Source organism: Brevibacillus formosus, assembly GCF_003013405.1.
In the GTDB taxonomy this organism is placed as follows: domain Bacteria; phylum Bacillota; class Bacilli; order Brevibacillales; family Brevibacillaceae; genus Brevibacillus; species Brevibacillus formosus.
The window spans coordinates 60,614-75,447 of sequence record NZ_PXZL01000031.1; the positions used below are offsets into that span (position 1 = coordinate 60,614).

At 47.6% G+C, this 14,834-nt stretch carries 12 protein-coding genes and 1 pseudogene; 11 read left to right on the plus strand and 2 right to left on the minus strand.

The annotated features are described in order from the left end of the window. Positions 1 to 6: 6 nt before the first annotated feature. Positions 7 to 3,105 (minus strand): GNAT family N-acetyltransferase, encoded by a 3,099-nt coding sequence (locus C7R91_RS24470; RefSeq protein WP_047070679.1) that lies wholly within the window; start codon positions 3,103 to 3,105, stop codon positions 7 to 9. A 137-nt stretch (positions 3,106 to 3,242) separates the two neighbouring features. Between C7R91_RS24470 and C7R91_RS24475 the strand changes: the two genes are divergently transcribed. After that, positions 3,243 to 3,962, plus strand: coding sequence for a metallophosphoesterase family protein (locus C7R91_RS24475; protein WP_047070681.1), 720 nt, complete (start codon positions 3,243 to 3,245; stop codon positions 3,960 to 3,962). Between the two features lie 72 nt (positions 3,963 to 4,034). Here the strand turns inward: C7R91_RS24475 and C7R91_RS24480 are convergent, their stop codons facing one another. Then, the gene (locus C7R91_RS24480) at positions 4,035 to 5,249 is read right to left on the minus strand and encodes a GDSL-type esterase/lipase family protein (protein WP_047070683.1); all 1,215 of its coding nucleotides are present in this window, start codon (positions 5,247 to 5,249) and stop codon (positions 4,035 to 4,037) included. Between the two features lie 221 nt (positions 5,250 to 5,470). On the opposite strand from C7R91_RS24480, the gene C7R91_RS24485 reads away from it, so the two are divergent. The 10 genes and pseudogenes from C7R91_RS24485 to C7R91_RS24525 all read left to right on the plus strand — a co-directional run bounded on the left by C7R91_RS24485 (position 5,471) and on the right by C7R91_RS24525 (position 14,760). After that, complete coding sequence (locus C7R91_RS24485) at positions 5,471 to 6,004, plus strand: 3'-5' exonuclease (RefSeq protein WP_047070685.1); 534 nt, start codon at positions 5,471 to 5,473, stop codon at positions 6,002 to 6,004. 108 nt (positions 6,005 to 6,112) lie between these two features. After that, positions 6,113 to 7,309, plus strand: a complete 1,197-nt coding sequence (locus C7R91_RS24490) for a DUF418 domain-containing protein (RefSeq protein WP_047070687.1) — start codon at positions 6,113 to 6,115, stop codon at positions 7,307 to 7,309. Between the two features lie 158 nt (positions 7,310 to 7,467). Then, entirely contained in the window at positions 7,468 to 8,940 is a 1,473-nt protein-coding gene (locus C7R91_RS24495; protein WP_236697892.1) for an S-layer homology domain-containing protein, read from the plus strand. Positions 8,941 to 9,077: 137 nt separating this feature from the next. Then, entirely contained in the window at positions 9,078 to 9,974 is an 897-nt protein-coding gene (locus C7R91_RS24500) for a helix-turn-helix transcriptional regulator (RefSeq protein ID WP_047070691.1), read from the plus strand. A 19-nt stretch (positions 9,975 to 9,993) separates the two neighbouring features. Then, positions 9,994 to 10,803, plus strand: coding sequence for an NAD(P)H-binding protein (locus tag C7R91_RS24505; protein WP_047070692.1), 810 nt, complete (start codon positions 9,994 to 9,996; stop codon positions 10,801 to 10,803). Between the two features lie 12 nt (positions 10,804 to 10,815). Continuing rightward, positions 10,816 to 11,379 (plus strand): annotated as a pseudogene (locus C7R91_RS29920) (ABC transporter ATP-binding protein); the annotation flags it as partial. 72 nt (positions 11,380 to 11,451) lie between these two features. Next, on the plus strand, positions 11,452 to 11,769 hold the full coding sequence (locus C7R91_RS29925) for an ATP-binding protein DrrA1-3 family domain-containing protein (RefSeq protein WP_307723652.1): 318 nt from the start codon (positions 11,452 to 11,454) through the stop codon (positions 11,767 to 11,769). Then, positions 11,766 to 12,548, plus strand: coding sequence for an ABC transporter permease (locus C7R91_RS24515; RefSeq protein WP_047070694.1), 783 nt, complete (start codon positions 11,766 to 11,768; stop codon positions 12,546 to 12,548). Before C7R91_RS29925 ends, C7R91_RS24515 begins: the two co-directional genes overlap by 4 nt. A 183-nt stretch (positions 12,549 to 12,731) precedes the next feature. Continuing rightward, positions 12,732 to 14,114, plus strand: coding sequence for a TraB/GumN family protein (locus C7R91_RS24520; RefSeq protein ID WP_047070696.1), 1,383 nt, complete (start codon positions 12,732 to 12,734; stop codon positions 14,112 to 14,114). 142 nt (positions 14,115 to 14,256) lie between these two features. Then, the gene (locus C7R91_RS24525; protein ID WP_047070698.1) at positions 14,257 to 14,760 is read left to right on the plus strand and encodes a tellurite resistance TerB family protein; all 504 of its coding nucleotides are present in this window, start codon (positions 14,257 to 14,259) and stop codon (positions 14,758 to 14,760) included. Positions 14,761 to 14,834: the final 74 nt, after the last annotated feature.

Consider the following 14,834-nt stretch of genomic DNA (forward strand, 5'->3'; position numbering starts at 1 on the left):
CCTCCCTTATTTGGCAAAGCGTATTGCACGTAAGTCAGATAAGGCATTGGATGGAAGCGTGTTGTCGGCAAACAGGAAAAAGACGGGCGGAGTAAAGGCAGTGCTGTTGTTTGGCAGATTCAGCTCGCGTATGACAGAAGCTACGGCCACTTCCTTGTTTGCGTATACTTGGAGGTCCGCAGTATCGAGGTCAGTAACGATATGCATCTGATCCTTGCTGTTAGCTCGCCCGAGGACATAATCGGAAACTTCAAGGACATCCAATTCACCTTGTGCCAGCTTGTAGCTGAGCTCCTCGCCATTCGTACCGACGGTTTTCAGCCATACCACATCGTCCTCGGTTCCTGGCTGCAACAAAAAGATGTCCGTGGACAATTCCTTGCCAGCAAAGTACGTTCCGGTATTCTGCTCGATCTCAACGGTATGACAGAGGACAGGTGCTCCTGGCAGCAGCAAGTAATACTGGTGGCAAGTCAAACCGCGATACTTCTCCTGCTTTTTCACATGGTAGCTGACCTTGATTCCCTGCCACGCATTTTGCTTGTTGTCGACTAGCTCGACAAAGGAAGCCGTACGTTCTTCCTTAACCAATGAAAACGCGCTTAACTCCTCAATATAGTTGCCAATTCCACCTGTCCACGGATTCCACCAAGATTTCGGCTTTCGCTCAGGGAATGAGCTGTCCAGCCACTCCTGCCCATTGCTTGTGAGCGAGTAGAGTGTCGGAGCAAAATCTGGAGCGGCTTTGATCCGCAATCGTCCATTGTCGGCGATATAGACCTGCTGTCCCTCTTCTACTGTTTGCTCCTGGATGATCTTGCCTGGACCGATTGGAAAAATCGCACTTTGCAATTGCGATACATGCGTGGCAAAACGTCCCTCTACTTGCACGAGGTCATATGGTTTTTCCGGCGTCTTGAAGGTAAAGCCAGATTCCGTCTCTTCCTCATCTTCTGTAAAGCTCTGCGTTTGTCCGGAAGCTGACTCGCTCAAAAGAGATGCCATCAGTTCTCCGTCCAAATATTGCTGCTTGTATTCTTTTACTTGTACACCCAGTTCCTTGCTTGTGACAAACGGATTTTGCCCATTCGCACTCAACTCCAGATGAGAGGTCAAGCTCAAGTCTGCTGGTAGTGGTTCTTTACGGGCAAAGGCGCGGAATTCTTTCCAGTCGGCATAGCTGCCGTGCGAGAAGTGAATCGGGCCAAACGATTTTTTTTCCTGCGGAGCAAGCATGCCGAGATTGGTTTCAAGTGTGACGTACCAGCCTTGAATGTCCAAACGGTATTCAGGAGGCCAGCACATTCCCCATGGGGCCGTTTCATCCTGTGTAAACAGCCAGTTTTCACTGACTAACTCAGCATCCCAATAGTCCATATCGCTGCCGTAGGACGACGGTGTTTCCACAAAACGGCCTTGGTACGGCACAATGGGGCGATGAAAACTGTGATGAAAGCCTTGGTTTAGCCACAGCTCAGCAGCCAGCTTGTCAGCAGAGTGGTTTTCTATCTCCAATCCGTGTTCTACGGTACCATCTCCGAACAGGAGCGTTTTGCTAATCAACGCAAATTGCGGGTATGCACCGGAGCGGTACGTTGCCCGGATTCCGATGGCTCCCCTTTCTGAGATAAACGCAACTTTCTCGGCACGTTTCTTCGAGAACTCGCTGGAAAACGGTTTGCCGAGCTTGGGATAGAAGAGATTGGTTGGCTCCCCGCCTGTCCCGCTGACAACGGTCATCTCATTATCTTCTTTGTTCAAGTAGAGCGAATGGCGGCCATGGTGAACCTGCCAAGCCTGTTCCGTTTCTCCCGACACCATCGCACCGAGTCCCGTAAAGGCAGCTCCGATTTTTTTGGCAAAAGAAACCGATCTGGCATCTGCGAGCTTTGCCTCCACCTGTACGTTGGCTTCGTAAAAGCCGTGTTCATACAGATCAGCTTTAAGCGGAAGCGACATGCGCTCTTTGCCAGACAGTTTGAAAGTGTGGCGTTGCTCTTGTAAGCCGAAAAATGAACATGCGGGCAGCTCGAATGAAAATTCGGCTTCTTCCGCAAAGTTGTTTTCCACGTCCAAATAAAACAGTTTTGTCTGTCCCGGATAAGAGAGGCCAGGTACATGTAAGGAAAGAGTAGCAGGGAACTTGGGAAGGATTCCTACCTCAAACAGCGCTGCCTTGCCGTTGATCAGCAGGTGGGTGCAGACACGCGGATGCGTACGCCAGATGCTTTGCTCTTCTGAGATTGGATAGACAAAAAAGTTTGCTGACAGTGTGGTTTCCCCTGTTACAGCCAGCTCGTGCTGATAATCAAAGCGGATCGTGTCGCTCGGCTGCCCGTTTAACGAAATCTGTAACGGCTTGCCTGATTTGTTGACGATTCGGTAGTGAATCCGATACTCCCGTCCAAAGACCAGCTCCAGCTTTTCCACTTCGGCAGACACGAGATAATCTTCCGTCTCGATGAGGCGCATGCCTCGACCGCGCCGCTCAAACTCCACGCGCAAGCGCTTTTCTCCTTTTGCCCAGGAGTAGGTGAAGTAATCAAAGCCATTTTCCTTGCGTCCGTCTGGCTCTACGACGATCTCCCGCGTGGAGTCCTGATACCAGTCAAGCTCCTCAAAATAGTGGGCGATCGCCTCGGTACGGAGCACAGAAGGAATCATATTCATTAGATGGGTGGCGTCGTCCCGGTCTTCCCAGAAAAAGCCGAACTTCTTATACAACGGAACAGCCTTCGTGTTTCCTGCCCATGTATACAGATCGAGTCGCGGCCAGCCGAGCTCAATCGTTTTCTCCAGTGCGCATGAAAGCAGCATCCGGCCGACCTTTTTTCCGTGATAGTCAGGACGTACATTGAGCAATGGGATGTAGAGGGCACCGGTATCTTCCCGATATTCGGCCAGGCTGCAATAACCAACGACCGTTTCGCCTTCCATTGCGAGATAGACGGTGATAGCGTCAGAGGCTGCTTCTTCTTGTCTGATTTGTTCGGCTGTCGTAATCGAATTTCCGCCTCCCCAGCTATCTCGGCTGGCATTCCACATATCTGCGACTGCTGCGGCCAGCTCAGGGCGGTAGGTGACAATTGAGATTGATGCTTCCATGCTTGTTTAACACCTCGATTACATTGTTAAATGATGGATCTTCTAAGAGTAGTACGTTTGATCCATAGAATTGTTGCTAGTTTTCGGAAAAAGAATCTGAATATGAGATAATGAGAGTAAGCAGGAAGGAGGTAGCTATGAAACGGAAACTTATTATTGGTGATATCCATGGATATTTTCATGTACTTAAGCAGCTACTGGAAAAAGTAAATTATAGGCCTGTACAGGACCAAGCTATTTTTATTGGAGATTATATAAGTAGAGGACCTGAATCTTTAAAAGTTGTTTCGGAGATAAAGAGAATGGTGGAGGAGGAAGATGCAATTGCTTTAATGGGGAATCATGAATATTCTTTGATTGAATTTTTGGACTCTCGGAACCCTTCCTTTGATTTGTTTTTTCTACATAAAATGGGTGGCATGAACGCAATAGAGAGTTTTCTTCAAGGTGTTGATGATTCGGTTTTTAACGACATAGAGCTTGTTAAAAGAACACTCAAAGTAGAGCGCGAAGAAGAGATTGATTTTATAAATCATTTACCTTATTACTTTGAAGATGAAGGACATATTTTTGTACACGCAGGAGTTCGTCCAAGGAATTGGCGAGAAACAACACCTTCTGATTTTGTCTGGATAGGTGAGGATTTTATAGAAAGTCCAACAGGCATTGACAAAGTTGTGGTATTTGGACATACCCCAACTTCTAGAATAAAATCGAATCCAGAACCCAATCAAATTTGGTATTCAACAGAAGGTGATAAAATAGGAATAGATGGCGGGTGCGGCTATTCTGGTGGACAACTAAATGCGTTGGAAATCAATACGGAAGGATACAGGAATCACTTTGTCAAATGCTAAAATACACAGCCCCTACCCTAGTTAAAAGGTGGGGGCTGTTTGATGCTTCTTGCCAACTAACCGGCCATTTCCCTACTTTACAAGCCCCTTCAGGTAGTCCAGGAGCAGCGGATAGAAATGAGGTTTGAAGTGAACGCCGTTGTCCGCGTATTGAATCTTGTTGGCGGCGAAGAGGGGTGACAAGTCCACGTAATCGACTTTGACTTCGCCAGCCAACTGTTCAAGCGCTTGGTTGAAGTCCGTAATGTTCGCATACTGCGGCACTTTCTTCAGGGTTTCCTCGGCGACTGGCGGGATCGACAGGATGTGGAGGTTGGCCTTCGGCAGCTTGCTCCGGATGCTGTCGATCAGCTGGCGATATTGCTCGACGAATTCCTGCTTGTCCGACAATTTAATGTCATTGCTGCCCAGCAGAATGAATACATGCTCCGGTGCCCGGCTGGCGAGTTTCTCGACATTCATGAGGGCGAGAGAGAGCGTCGCGCCGCTCGGGGCGATAACGTTCGCCGTATCCACTTTGTTCAGATAGGACAACGCCCCCAGGATGGAATCCCCCAGGAAAACAGTGTGCTTGAACGCTGCTTTGTAGGCTTCGTTCGTATCGGTGACCGCCGGACCGCGCGGCTGATTGGCGAGATCCGTCCGCTCCTTCAAATAGCCCAGCAGGATTGGGTAGAATGCGTTCTTGAAATGAGAGCCGTCTTCATCGTATTGAATCTTGTGCTGCTGGAAAATGGGGGCAAGGTCAATGTAGTCTATTCCCTTCTCCTTCGCCATCTTTTGCAGGGCTGTGTTGAATGTTTCAATCTGCGGGTTCATGGATGCACCGAACGGTGATGCGGCATCTACCGGCGTAATCGACAGCATGTAGACGCGGGCTTCCGGTAGGAGCTCCCTTATACGATCGACCAGCCGAGTGTATTTCTGTATGAATGTCTCCGTCGCTTCCTCCAGCGGTTCCCCGAGATCGTTCTGTCCCATTGATAGGAACACATGCGAAGGCTTGCGGCTCATGATCTCTTCGACGTTGTCCAGCGTAGATTGGACCGTTGCGCCCAATCCCCCCATGACATTCGCTTCAGGCAGCAGGTCATCGTTCGTCAGTCCTCCGATAATGGAGTCGCCTACGAACAAGCTGCTGTCGAACAATTCTTGGACGCTGCCTGTAGCCGCCTGTGTCGTAGCGAGCTGAGTCTGCCCCTTGTCGTCGGCCGCACCACAGGCGACGAGGGCCGATAGCATCGCCACTGACAGAAAAATACTTACCCATCGTTGTACCATCTTCATACGCAATAACTCCTTCTTACAAGATAGCCATATCATAGAATAGAGAAATCAATATCGGGTGCAGATGAGATCAATATTGGGTGCATACGAGATCAATATCGGTTGATAATGTAACAAGCATGCAATTGGCTGGCTGTAGTAGCTTTTAGGGAAAAATTGGTATACTTGCAGAGAAATCATACAAGATTTATGATGCGATGTTTTATGTGGGAGGAATGACTATGAATTACATCATCTTTGACCTGGAGGCTACGTGCTGGGAAAACGACAGGACGAAGCAAAATGAAATCATAGAAATTGGGGCGGTAAAGCTGAATGAGAACCTTGCCGTGATCGGTGAGTTTCAAACTTTTATCAAGCCGAAGCTAAACCCCATTCTCTCAGACTTTTGCAAAAAATTAACATCCATTTCTCAAGAAGAGGTGGATCAAGCACCGAGCTTTGGTGAAGCAATCAGCCACTTTCAAAATTGGATAGGCAGTGAGTATCACCTTTGTTCATGGGGCTTCTACGACAAGAAGCAATTGAAAATGGATTGTGAATTACACCATGTGCCGTCAAGCTGGATTCGTCACCATATCAGCATCAAGCATCAACACGGAAAAATGATTGGAGCCGAGCGCGGTGTCGGGATGGGGAAGGCATTGCAGATGTTGAATATCCCACTTGAAGGTACGCATCATCGTGGAATGGATGATGCCAGAAACATCGCCAAGATATTCGTCGCGATATTTGATCGGTTGAAGTTCTCCTGATCGTCCACCATACGCAAGCCACGATAAATGTGAAATTAAGGTAACGATAAGGTGCGATTTAGAAGCCATTAAGCTTAGCTCGTTACAATCAGGCTTGAGGTGATAGTCATGGAGCTAAAGCAGAACCGCGTTCGCATCATCGATGGCTTGCGGGGATTTAGTCTACTAGGGATTTTGATGGCGAATATGCTGATTTTCCAGTATGGGATTTGGGGAAGCCAAGAAATGGATTTGTACGCCCTCCCCGATTATGAAATGACTGCTTACAAGCTTGTGAAAATAATTGTGGAAGGCAGCTTTATGCCGATTTTTACTTTCATGTTTGGGTTTGGCATGATCAAGATGCAGCAAAGCTTGGCTGCCAAAGGCTTGAAGCAAAAACGCTACCTTACCCGCAGGTTTTTGATGCTGATCGGACTTGGTTTCCTTCATTCGTACTTCCTGTGGGAAGGGGATATCTTGGCTTTTTATGGCATGATGGGCTTCTTTCTGTTGCTGTTCATGAACCGTAAACCGAAAACTCTGCTCATTTGGGGGATTGTCTTACTCTGCCTCATCAGTTTAATGGGGCTAGCTCCAGATGATCCGAATGATCCTGCCAGTATTACCGATCCTGCCCGTATGGAAGCTTATGTGGTCAAAACTATGACCGTCTATGGCACGGGAACATACGAGGAGATCGTGCATCACAGAAGCAGTGAAGATCCGCTTGGTTTGCCAGAATACATGATGTTTGTTTTACTGTTGATCGCGCCACTTATGAGCGCACCCATGTTTCTTTTTGGGATGTATGCTGCGAAGCGCAGGTGGTTCGAGAAGCCAGAGGAAGAACGAATCTCGTATCTCCGAAACACGCTGATCTTCTTGCCAGCGGGACTTTTGTTAAAAGCGCTACATGTGTATCTGCCGGGACGTTGGTGGAGTGGCGTCGGTGAGATATCGGGGGGAACCATTCTTGCCATCGGTTACATTTTCGCCTTTGTTTGGTTCTTTTCCAGAGGCAAGGAATCAACTTGGCTGCCAAGGTTTGAAGCCGTGGGGAAACTCTCTTTAACCAATTACCTTATGCAAACCGTCATTTGTACGACGATCTTCTATGGATATGGACTCGGATGGTTCGGAAAGATCGGGGTATTGGCTGGTTGTGGATTAGCGATCGTGATTTATGTGGCACAGCTTTTCTTAAGCCCGCTGTATCTAAAACGATTCCGTTATGGTCCAGTGGAACGACTATTGCGTATGTGGACGAATTTTTCGTTCTCCGGCAAGGCAAAGCAACGCCCGGAAAAACCTATTTCTGCTTAGTACCAGGAAATAAAAACCAAGCAGCTGCTCTATTGGCTACTTGGTTTTTTGTTTTTGGCCTCTAAAAATATGAATCCTCTTATTGGTTTCCATCATATGATGTAAATGATTGGAAAAAGATGATCGAATGGGTCATCGTAAAGAACGGAGGATGGGAATTGGGACGTTTTCAAAGAGCCGTAACGAGTCTTGTTTTCTTTAGCCTCTTTTGCTTGATCTTCCAAGCATCCATATTCGTGCCTGTAAGCCAAGCAGCAAGCGCAGAGGAAACACCAGCCGCGGTAGAATCCACTGTAGATCTTCGTCACTTACAAGGAAAAGTCAATGAAATTAACGCCGAGAATTTGGTTCAGGAAAAATATACGCCCGACAGCTGGAGTAAGCTTGTGTATGCGCTGGATGCTGCAAAAGCCGTACTGACGAAGTCAAACGTCACCCAAGCAGAAATCGATGGTGCCTTGTCTGTGTTAGTCACAGCAAGAGAAGGGCTGAAGAAGCAGGAAGGCACCGTCGACAAGAGTAAACTGCAAACGAAAGTAGAGGAAATTGCAGTGGAAAAGCTGCAAGAAAAAGATTACACGAGGACCAGCTGGAAAGAACTGCAGAATAGGCTGGAGCAGGCTTACTTTGTCCTGGATGATCCGAATGCGAGCCAGATTGTCGTAGATGTTGCCCTTGAGAAACTGATCAAAGCGAGACAAGATTTGAAGAGGCAAGATGACGCGGTCTATAAAAGAGAATTGAGAGCCAAAGTGGAAGAGATCGAGGACAAAGACTTGGATGAAGACGACTACACCAGATCAAGCTGGCGTGATTTGGAAGATGCACTTAAACATGCATGGGATGTCATCGACGACCCACATGCCACGCAGTCGGAGGTAGACGACGCTCTGTACGATTTGAAGAAAGCATGGAGAAATCTAAAGGATGACGATGATCGGGACAGAGACCGGGATCGGGACAGAGACCGCAAAAAAGATTCCTATACCACGCCGACAAACAGCTTTTTCACTGGAGGCAGCTCTACAGATAAGAAAGAGGAGCGTCCTGCAACCAATAAGAAAAGCAAGAGCCAACGTGGCTATATCAATGGCTATCCAGACGGAACGTTTCAACCGGATCGCACAGTGACACGTGCGGAGATGGCTGCCATTTTACTGAACGCTGAAATGGTGAGCCAGTCTTCTGCGAATAAGGGAAGGTTCTTCGATGTAGCTGACAACTACTGGGCAGTAAATCCGATTCATCAAGCAAGTGCAGCGGGTATGATGAGCGGCTACCCAGATGGCACATTCCGTCCATCGGCCAACATTACCCGAGCGGAAATAGCTGCGGTCATCTATAAATACAAGGCCTTGCAAGGTGCGGGAGGGGGCACAGCCTTCTTTGATGTGAGGGGAGATCACTGGTCATCTCCAATCATTGCAGCGGTTGTTTCAAAAGGCTACATGGCAGGTTATCCTGATGGCACCTTCCAGCCTGAAAAAGCGCTGACGCGTGCTGAAGCCGTAACGATTCTCAATCGCGTGCTGAATCGCGTGCCAGAGAACCAAGCTGGCCCGCAAAGATGGCCGGATGTCGTACCTGGTCATTGGGCGTATAAAGAAATTGAAGAAGCATCCATGAAGTAACGATTTCGAAAAAGGACTCACCCTCCTGTAAAATAAGAGGGTGAGCTTTTTTAATCCTGACACACATGATGTCAGGATTCGTGCATTATGATGATGACAGTTACCGAATAGGTGATGAACATGAGGAGTGTAAATAGATGAAGCTAGATCGATTACTTGCCATCACGATAGAGTTGATTACGAAAAAACGGGTGACTGCAACAGAGCTTGCAGCCAGATTTGAGGTCTCTGTTCGAACGATTTATCGTGATGTTGAGTTAATTAATCAAGCTGGCATTCCCGTCGTTTCATTTACGGGAGCAGATGGTGGATTCGAGCTGATGGAAGGTTTCTTCCTAACGAAGCAGCACTTCTCTGTGAAAGACTTTTCGGTCATATACAATCTCTTAAAAAGTACGGAAGGAGCTATCGGAGGAAAATATTCGACACTTGTTCAGAAGCTGGGTAGCCTGCAGCCTGCTCTACTGAATGGGGGAAGTGACGAATCCATCATTTTTAACCTGAGTACAGTAGAAGATGAGAAGGCCACGATTCACCCGCTTTCAGAGGCGATCCAGCAAAATCGAGTCACGACTTTCTTGTATAGGAGTGCATCAGGTACGGTCTCAGAAAGACGAGTAGAGCCGCTCCGTCTATTTTGGGAGCGTGGAGCGTGGTATCTTCAGGCGATTTGCTTGTTGCGTCAGGCGAATCGGATCTTTCGCCTTTCCAGGATGACCGCGATTGAGGTGACAGATGTCATTTTTCAACCAAGAAAAGATCAGACAAGCCAGGAAGAAGAAACGCAAGACTTTGAAGGGACACTCGCGCATCTCCGTTTTGATCCGTCTGTAGGGATACGTGTGTTGGAGCAATTCCCGGGAGAATGCACGCATCACGGTACGCATATCGATTTGCACAAAGTTTTTTATAAACGAGACTACGCGATTTCAGTCGTATTAAGTTATGGAGCAAAGGTGGAGATCATCTCTCCTGATGACCTAAAGGAAGACGTATTGAAAGAAATCAAAGAGATTCAGCAACGCTACCAATAATTTGAGGAGGATGTACAAAATGACGATTTTAGTAACGGGTGCAACAGGTACGGTAGGGAGACATGTGGTGGATCAGCTTTTGAAAAAGGGAGTCAAGGTGCGTACCATTTCGCGAAATCCGGAAAAAGCCGACCTACCAGCGGGAGTAGAGGTTGTGGCAGGAGACCTTGCTATACCGGAAAGCTTGGAAGCAGCACTGCAAGGTGTAACGGCTCTGCACTTACTTGCATCTAGCTACAACTTTCAAACCGATCCGAAGGTAGTCGAAATGGCGGAAAGAGCTGGTGTGAAGCGCGTATCCGTCTTGGTGAGCGACACCGAAGGGCCTGTGGAAGAAGCATTGGCAAACAGCGGGATGGAATGGACTCTCCTGAAGCCTGTGGAATTCATGTCCAATGCGATTGTCGATTGGCAGGAATCGATTCGTTTGGAGGGAGTTGTGCGGGAGCCTTTTGGCAATGCCTTAAGCGCGAAAGTACACGAAGCAGATATCGCGAGTGTTTCTGTGGTGGCATTGCTTAAATCGGGACACCATGGGCAAAGCTATTATCTCACTGGCCCAGAGGCGATTACGCGCATTGAATCAGTTCAGATAATTTCGAAAATTTTAGGGAGAGAAATTCGGTTTGAGGAGCTTACGGAAGAGCAGGCGCGACAGAATTGGAGAGATCAGGGCTACGAGGAGGGAGATATCGAATTTTTCGTAGCCATGGGCAAAAATCCACCTGAAGTAGGCTACACGGTCTTGTCTACAGTGGAACAAGTGACGGGAAAGCCTGCAAGGACGTTTGCCGAATGGGCATCCGAACATAAAAGCTATTTTGTATAAGGAGTGGCCGCTATGTCATTTGCCATTGAAGTCACGAATCTTAGGAAATCGTTTGGGGATCATGTGGTGGTCAAAGGAATTGACCTGCATGTAAAAAAAGGAGAGCTATTCGCTTTGCTCGGGCCGAATGGCGCTGGAAAAACGACAATCATCCATATGCTTTCCACGCTCCTTGCGCTAGACGGAGGGACGGCGTTGGTAGCCGGCTGCGATATCGTGAAAAATGCGCAGGCTGTGCGCAAGAAAATAAGTCTGACGGGGTAGTTTGCTGCCCTGGATGAAGGATTAACTGGTTTGCAAAACTTGATCCTGATTGGCAGATTGTTTGGCTACTCCACGAGGGAGGCCCGTACAAAAGCAAGCGAGCTGCTTCACGCCTTTGGGCTTACAGATGCCAAGGATCGTACGGTAGAAAACTATTCTGGCGGGATGCGGCGACGGTTAGATATCGCCGCTAGCGTCCTCACACAGCCAGAGCTTATTTTTCTGGATGAGCCAACCACGGGTCTTGACCCGCAAAGTCGGCAACAAGTATGGGAAGTCGTCCGTACGCTTTTGAAATCAGGCACCACTGTGCTATTAACGACTCAATATCTCAAAGAAGCAGATCAGCTAGCAGACCGGATCGCGGTGATCGATAAAGGAACGATGATTGCAGAAGGGACACCTGAGCAGTTAAAAGCCTCGGTGGGAGGAAAGACGTTGACGGTTCGATTGACCGAACATTTGAACAAGGAACGGATAAGCCGTCTTTTGGAAGAACATCTTCGGTTGCCGATTTATCCAGATCAAGATAACCCGCATTTTTTCAGAATCCCGGTAAAAGAAGCGAGTCTGGCAAACCAAGCAATCGGGTTGCTTCTGGCTCATAATGTTTTCATCGAGCATTTTTCCTTGAGTGACCCGAGTTTGGAAGAGGTGTTTTTGGTCCTGACTCGTGGCGAAAAGAAGGAGGCCTTCTCATGAACGCAAGTCATACGCCCAGTACCTTTGCGGCGATCCGCATCTTTATGTGGCGCACATGGCAAAACACACAGAATAACCTTTTCACAATTTGTATGGACGCTATCCTCTCACCTGTGATGATGTTGCTTATTTTTACTTATTTGTTTGGTGGAGCCATCGCTGGTTCTACGGCAGCGTATCTCCAGTTTTTTCTGCCAGGTGTTCTTGTGTTGACGATCATTCCAATGACGGTCTATAGCGGGACGACCATCTGCCAGGATATAGCGAAGGGCGTGTATAACCGTTTTCGTACCATGCCTTTTTGGCAGCCGGCGTCTGTCATAGGCCCATTACTGACAGACGGCCTACGTTATACGATTGCCATACTCGTCGCCTTTGGGACAGGAATGCTGCTGGGGTTTCGTCCAGAAGCCGGCATAGTCGGTGCGGCACTCGCTATTTTGTATATTATTTTCTTTGCCTTTAGTGTGAGCTGGATTTTTTCCATGATCGGTATTTTGGCAAAGCGACCGGAGACAGTATCGGGTTCGAGCATGTTTTTTGTGTACCCGTTGCTTTTTGCTAGTACGATCTTCGTAGATTCTTCGACCATGCCTAGATGGATGGGGACAATCGTTAATCTAAACCCGATCAGTATCGCAGTAGGGACGGTTCGAGGATTGATGGGGGGAACAGCAAATCTGTCTGATGTTTTGGTTGGAATCGGATTATGTCTACTGATGATTGTCATATTTGCTCCGTTAACAATGCGTCTGTATTTGACCAAACCGAATCGATAACTTGCGGATCACAGGGAAAGCGTCGACGATCAATGTCGATGCTTTTTATGTATAGTGAAAAAGGTCGTATTTTCTATTCTTTTCTATCATTCGGTTATCTCTTCCAGAATATTGTGGTATAATCTACCACTAAGACAGAATGGCACAAAATCATTCAGCTTAGAATCGAGAGGAGAAAGTTTCATGAAATTAAACAAACGCTGGAGTAGATTGACTCGCTGGGCGGGTACAGGTGCACTCAGTTTGGCGCTTTTGCTAGGGTATGTGCTTCCAGTCCACGGGCAGACTCCCGTAGCTCCCATAATCAGTCCTTGGTCGGTGACCACGTTGAACGAAGGGGAGAAATACGGAATTTTTCCACTGGCGTGGTATGAAGAAGGTTCTTTTCAGCAATCGATTCCTGCTGACAAGTTTATTACCTTGATGGAAGGAACGGCGAAAAAGCTGGATCATCTGGGACTGAAGAAAAAGAACGCTTCCTTGTCCTTCCCGACTGATAAGGTCATTACGAGAGAAGCAGTCATTACTTCTTTGTACAAACTCCTGGCAAACTACGAACTGCCAGCAGCATTCGAAATGACCGGGGATAACCCGATTGACTATATGAAGAAAAAAGGCTTGGTCAAAGGGACAAGCGCAGGTCTCGAGCTGAACCAGCCAAGCACGGTTGAACAAGCGACGGTGATGGCGAGCAGACTGGTCGAGTTCGCATACGATACCGTGGGCGGCGGTGCCGAAGGTCTCATGTGGAAAGTGACCAACGGCAAAAACACCATGTACTTGCTTGGCTCGATTCACATGGGGATTGCAGATATGTACCCGATGCAAAAAGACATCCGTGAAGCGTATGATGAGTCGGATGAACTGTGGGTCGAAGCCGATATTATCAATGGTGATAATGACTATTTAACACAAAAGATGGTATTCACGGATGGCACCACATTGAAGGACCACGTATCCGCGGAGACGTACCAAAAGGTGCAAAAATTGCTTGCCAAGCTGCAACTGCCAGCCAATTCCTTTGACACCTACAGACCATTTGCTATTTCGTTGTCTGTGCCAACGCTTGGCTATGTTGACAGTGAAACGGATGTTCAGTTCGCGATGCTAACGGGTATCGATAGGTACTTCCTGACAAAGGCGATGCTGGATGAGAAGCCGATCAACGAGCTGGAAGGCATTAAGCTGCAAGCGGATTTGCTGTCAGGTGTACCGGCAGAGCAGCAGGAAAAAGAATTGAACATTATTTTAGATAGCGCTATGTCCGAAAAAGGGCTGGAGGACGGCACAAAGCTCTTAAAAGACATGCAGACGGAATGGGTAGAAGGCGATCTGAATGGCTTTATCCAGATCATGACGACGCATGGCGATTTCGGTGAGGGCGAAGTTAACCAGCGTTTGCTCGGTGAGCGAGACAAAAACATGGCTATGAAACTGGCAGAAGTGTTGGAGAAAGAAGGGGAAACGACTTCTTTTGTCGTGGTCGGTGCTGCCCACTTCTCGATGGAAGGCATGGTTATCGATCATTTGAAAGCCAAGGGCTATCATGTGCAGCAATTGCAATAAGAGCTGGAATAGGAAGTGTCGGCACGCATGCTGGCACTTCTTTTTTGTTTACCGAAAAATTGCTTACCCGGACAACTGTTGCTAACATTCTCCAGCTGGTAGTAAAATTATACTATCTTGGCATACATAGGAGGTATTTTGCGTGGGCTTGTTTGATATGTTTAAGACAGACAAAGGGGAAGAAATGACCCCTCATTTTGGATTCGCATGTTCCTTGCTCTACATGATGAAATCAGATGGAGAAATGGACCATGAGGAAATCGGTCAATTGCTCGCTGTATTGGGCGGTGAAGAAAGCAACGGCGTGATTGGCGTAGGTGCGAATAACAGACAGTTGCTCGAAAATGCAATGAAATATACACGCAATAACTCCATCGAGAAATTCTTGAGCGAAGTAACTCCATTGCTCACAGATGCTCAAAAAATGTGCATCCTGGTTAACCTGATCGATTCTTCCCTGGCAGATGGCCAACCTGAGCGTGAAGAGCAAGAACTGTTTGGCAAGTTCTTGACTGCATTTAATATTTCGGAAGATCGTTTCCGTCCATTCTTTGAAGTAATCGTGTTGAAAAATGACCGTGGTGTGTTCGTGAATCAAAATCATCCAAAGAACCAACCAGGTTACAGAGTTACCCTTCCCGTTTAATCCATGATACGAATTCAAAACCTTCTCATTTGAGAAGGTTTTTTTCGTTTTTCGAAAAAGACATCTCCCCAAAA

Coding starts and splice junctions, on each gene's coding strand:
- C7R91_RS24470 (WP_047070679.1), bottom strand. CDS start 3,105: ATGGAAGCATCAATCTCAATTGTCACCTACCGCCCTGAGCTGGCCGCA.
- C7R91_RS24475 (WP_047070681.1), top strand. CDS start 3,243: ATGAAACGGAAACTTATTATTGGTGATATCCATGGATATTTTCATGTA.
- C7R91_RS24480 (WP_047070683.1), bottom strand. CDS start 5,249: ATGAAGATGGTACAACGATGGGTAAGTATTTTTCTGTCAGTGGCGATG.
- C7R91_RS24485 (WP_047070685.1), top strand. CDS start 5,471: ATGAATTACATCATCTTTGACCTGGAGGCTACGTGCTGGGAAAACGAC.
- C7R91_RS24490 (WP_047070687.1), top strand. CDS start 6,113: ATGGAGCTAAAGCAGAACCGCGTTCGCATCATCGATGGCTTGCGGGGA.
- C7R91_RS24500 (WP_047070691.1), top strand. CDS start 9,078: ATGAAGCTAGATCGATTACTTGCCATCACGATAGAGTTGATTACGAAA.
- C7R91_RS24505 (WP_047070692.1), top strand. CDS start 9,994: ATGACGATTTTAGTAACGGGTGCAACAGGTACGGTAGGGAGACATGTG.
- C7R91_RS29925 (WP_307723652.1), top strand. CDS start 11,452: ATGATTGCAGAAGGGACACCTGAGCAGTTAAAAGCCTCGGTGGGAGGA.
- C7R91_RS24515 (WP_047070694.1), top strand. CDS start 11,766: ATGAACGCAAGTCATACGCCCAGTACCTTTGCGGCGATCCGCATCTTT.
- C7R91_RS24520 (WP_047070696.1), top strand. CDS start 12,732: ATGAAATTAAACAAACGCTGGAGTAGATTGACTCGCTGGGCGGGTACA.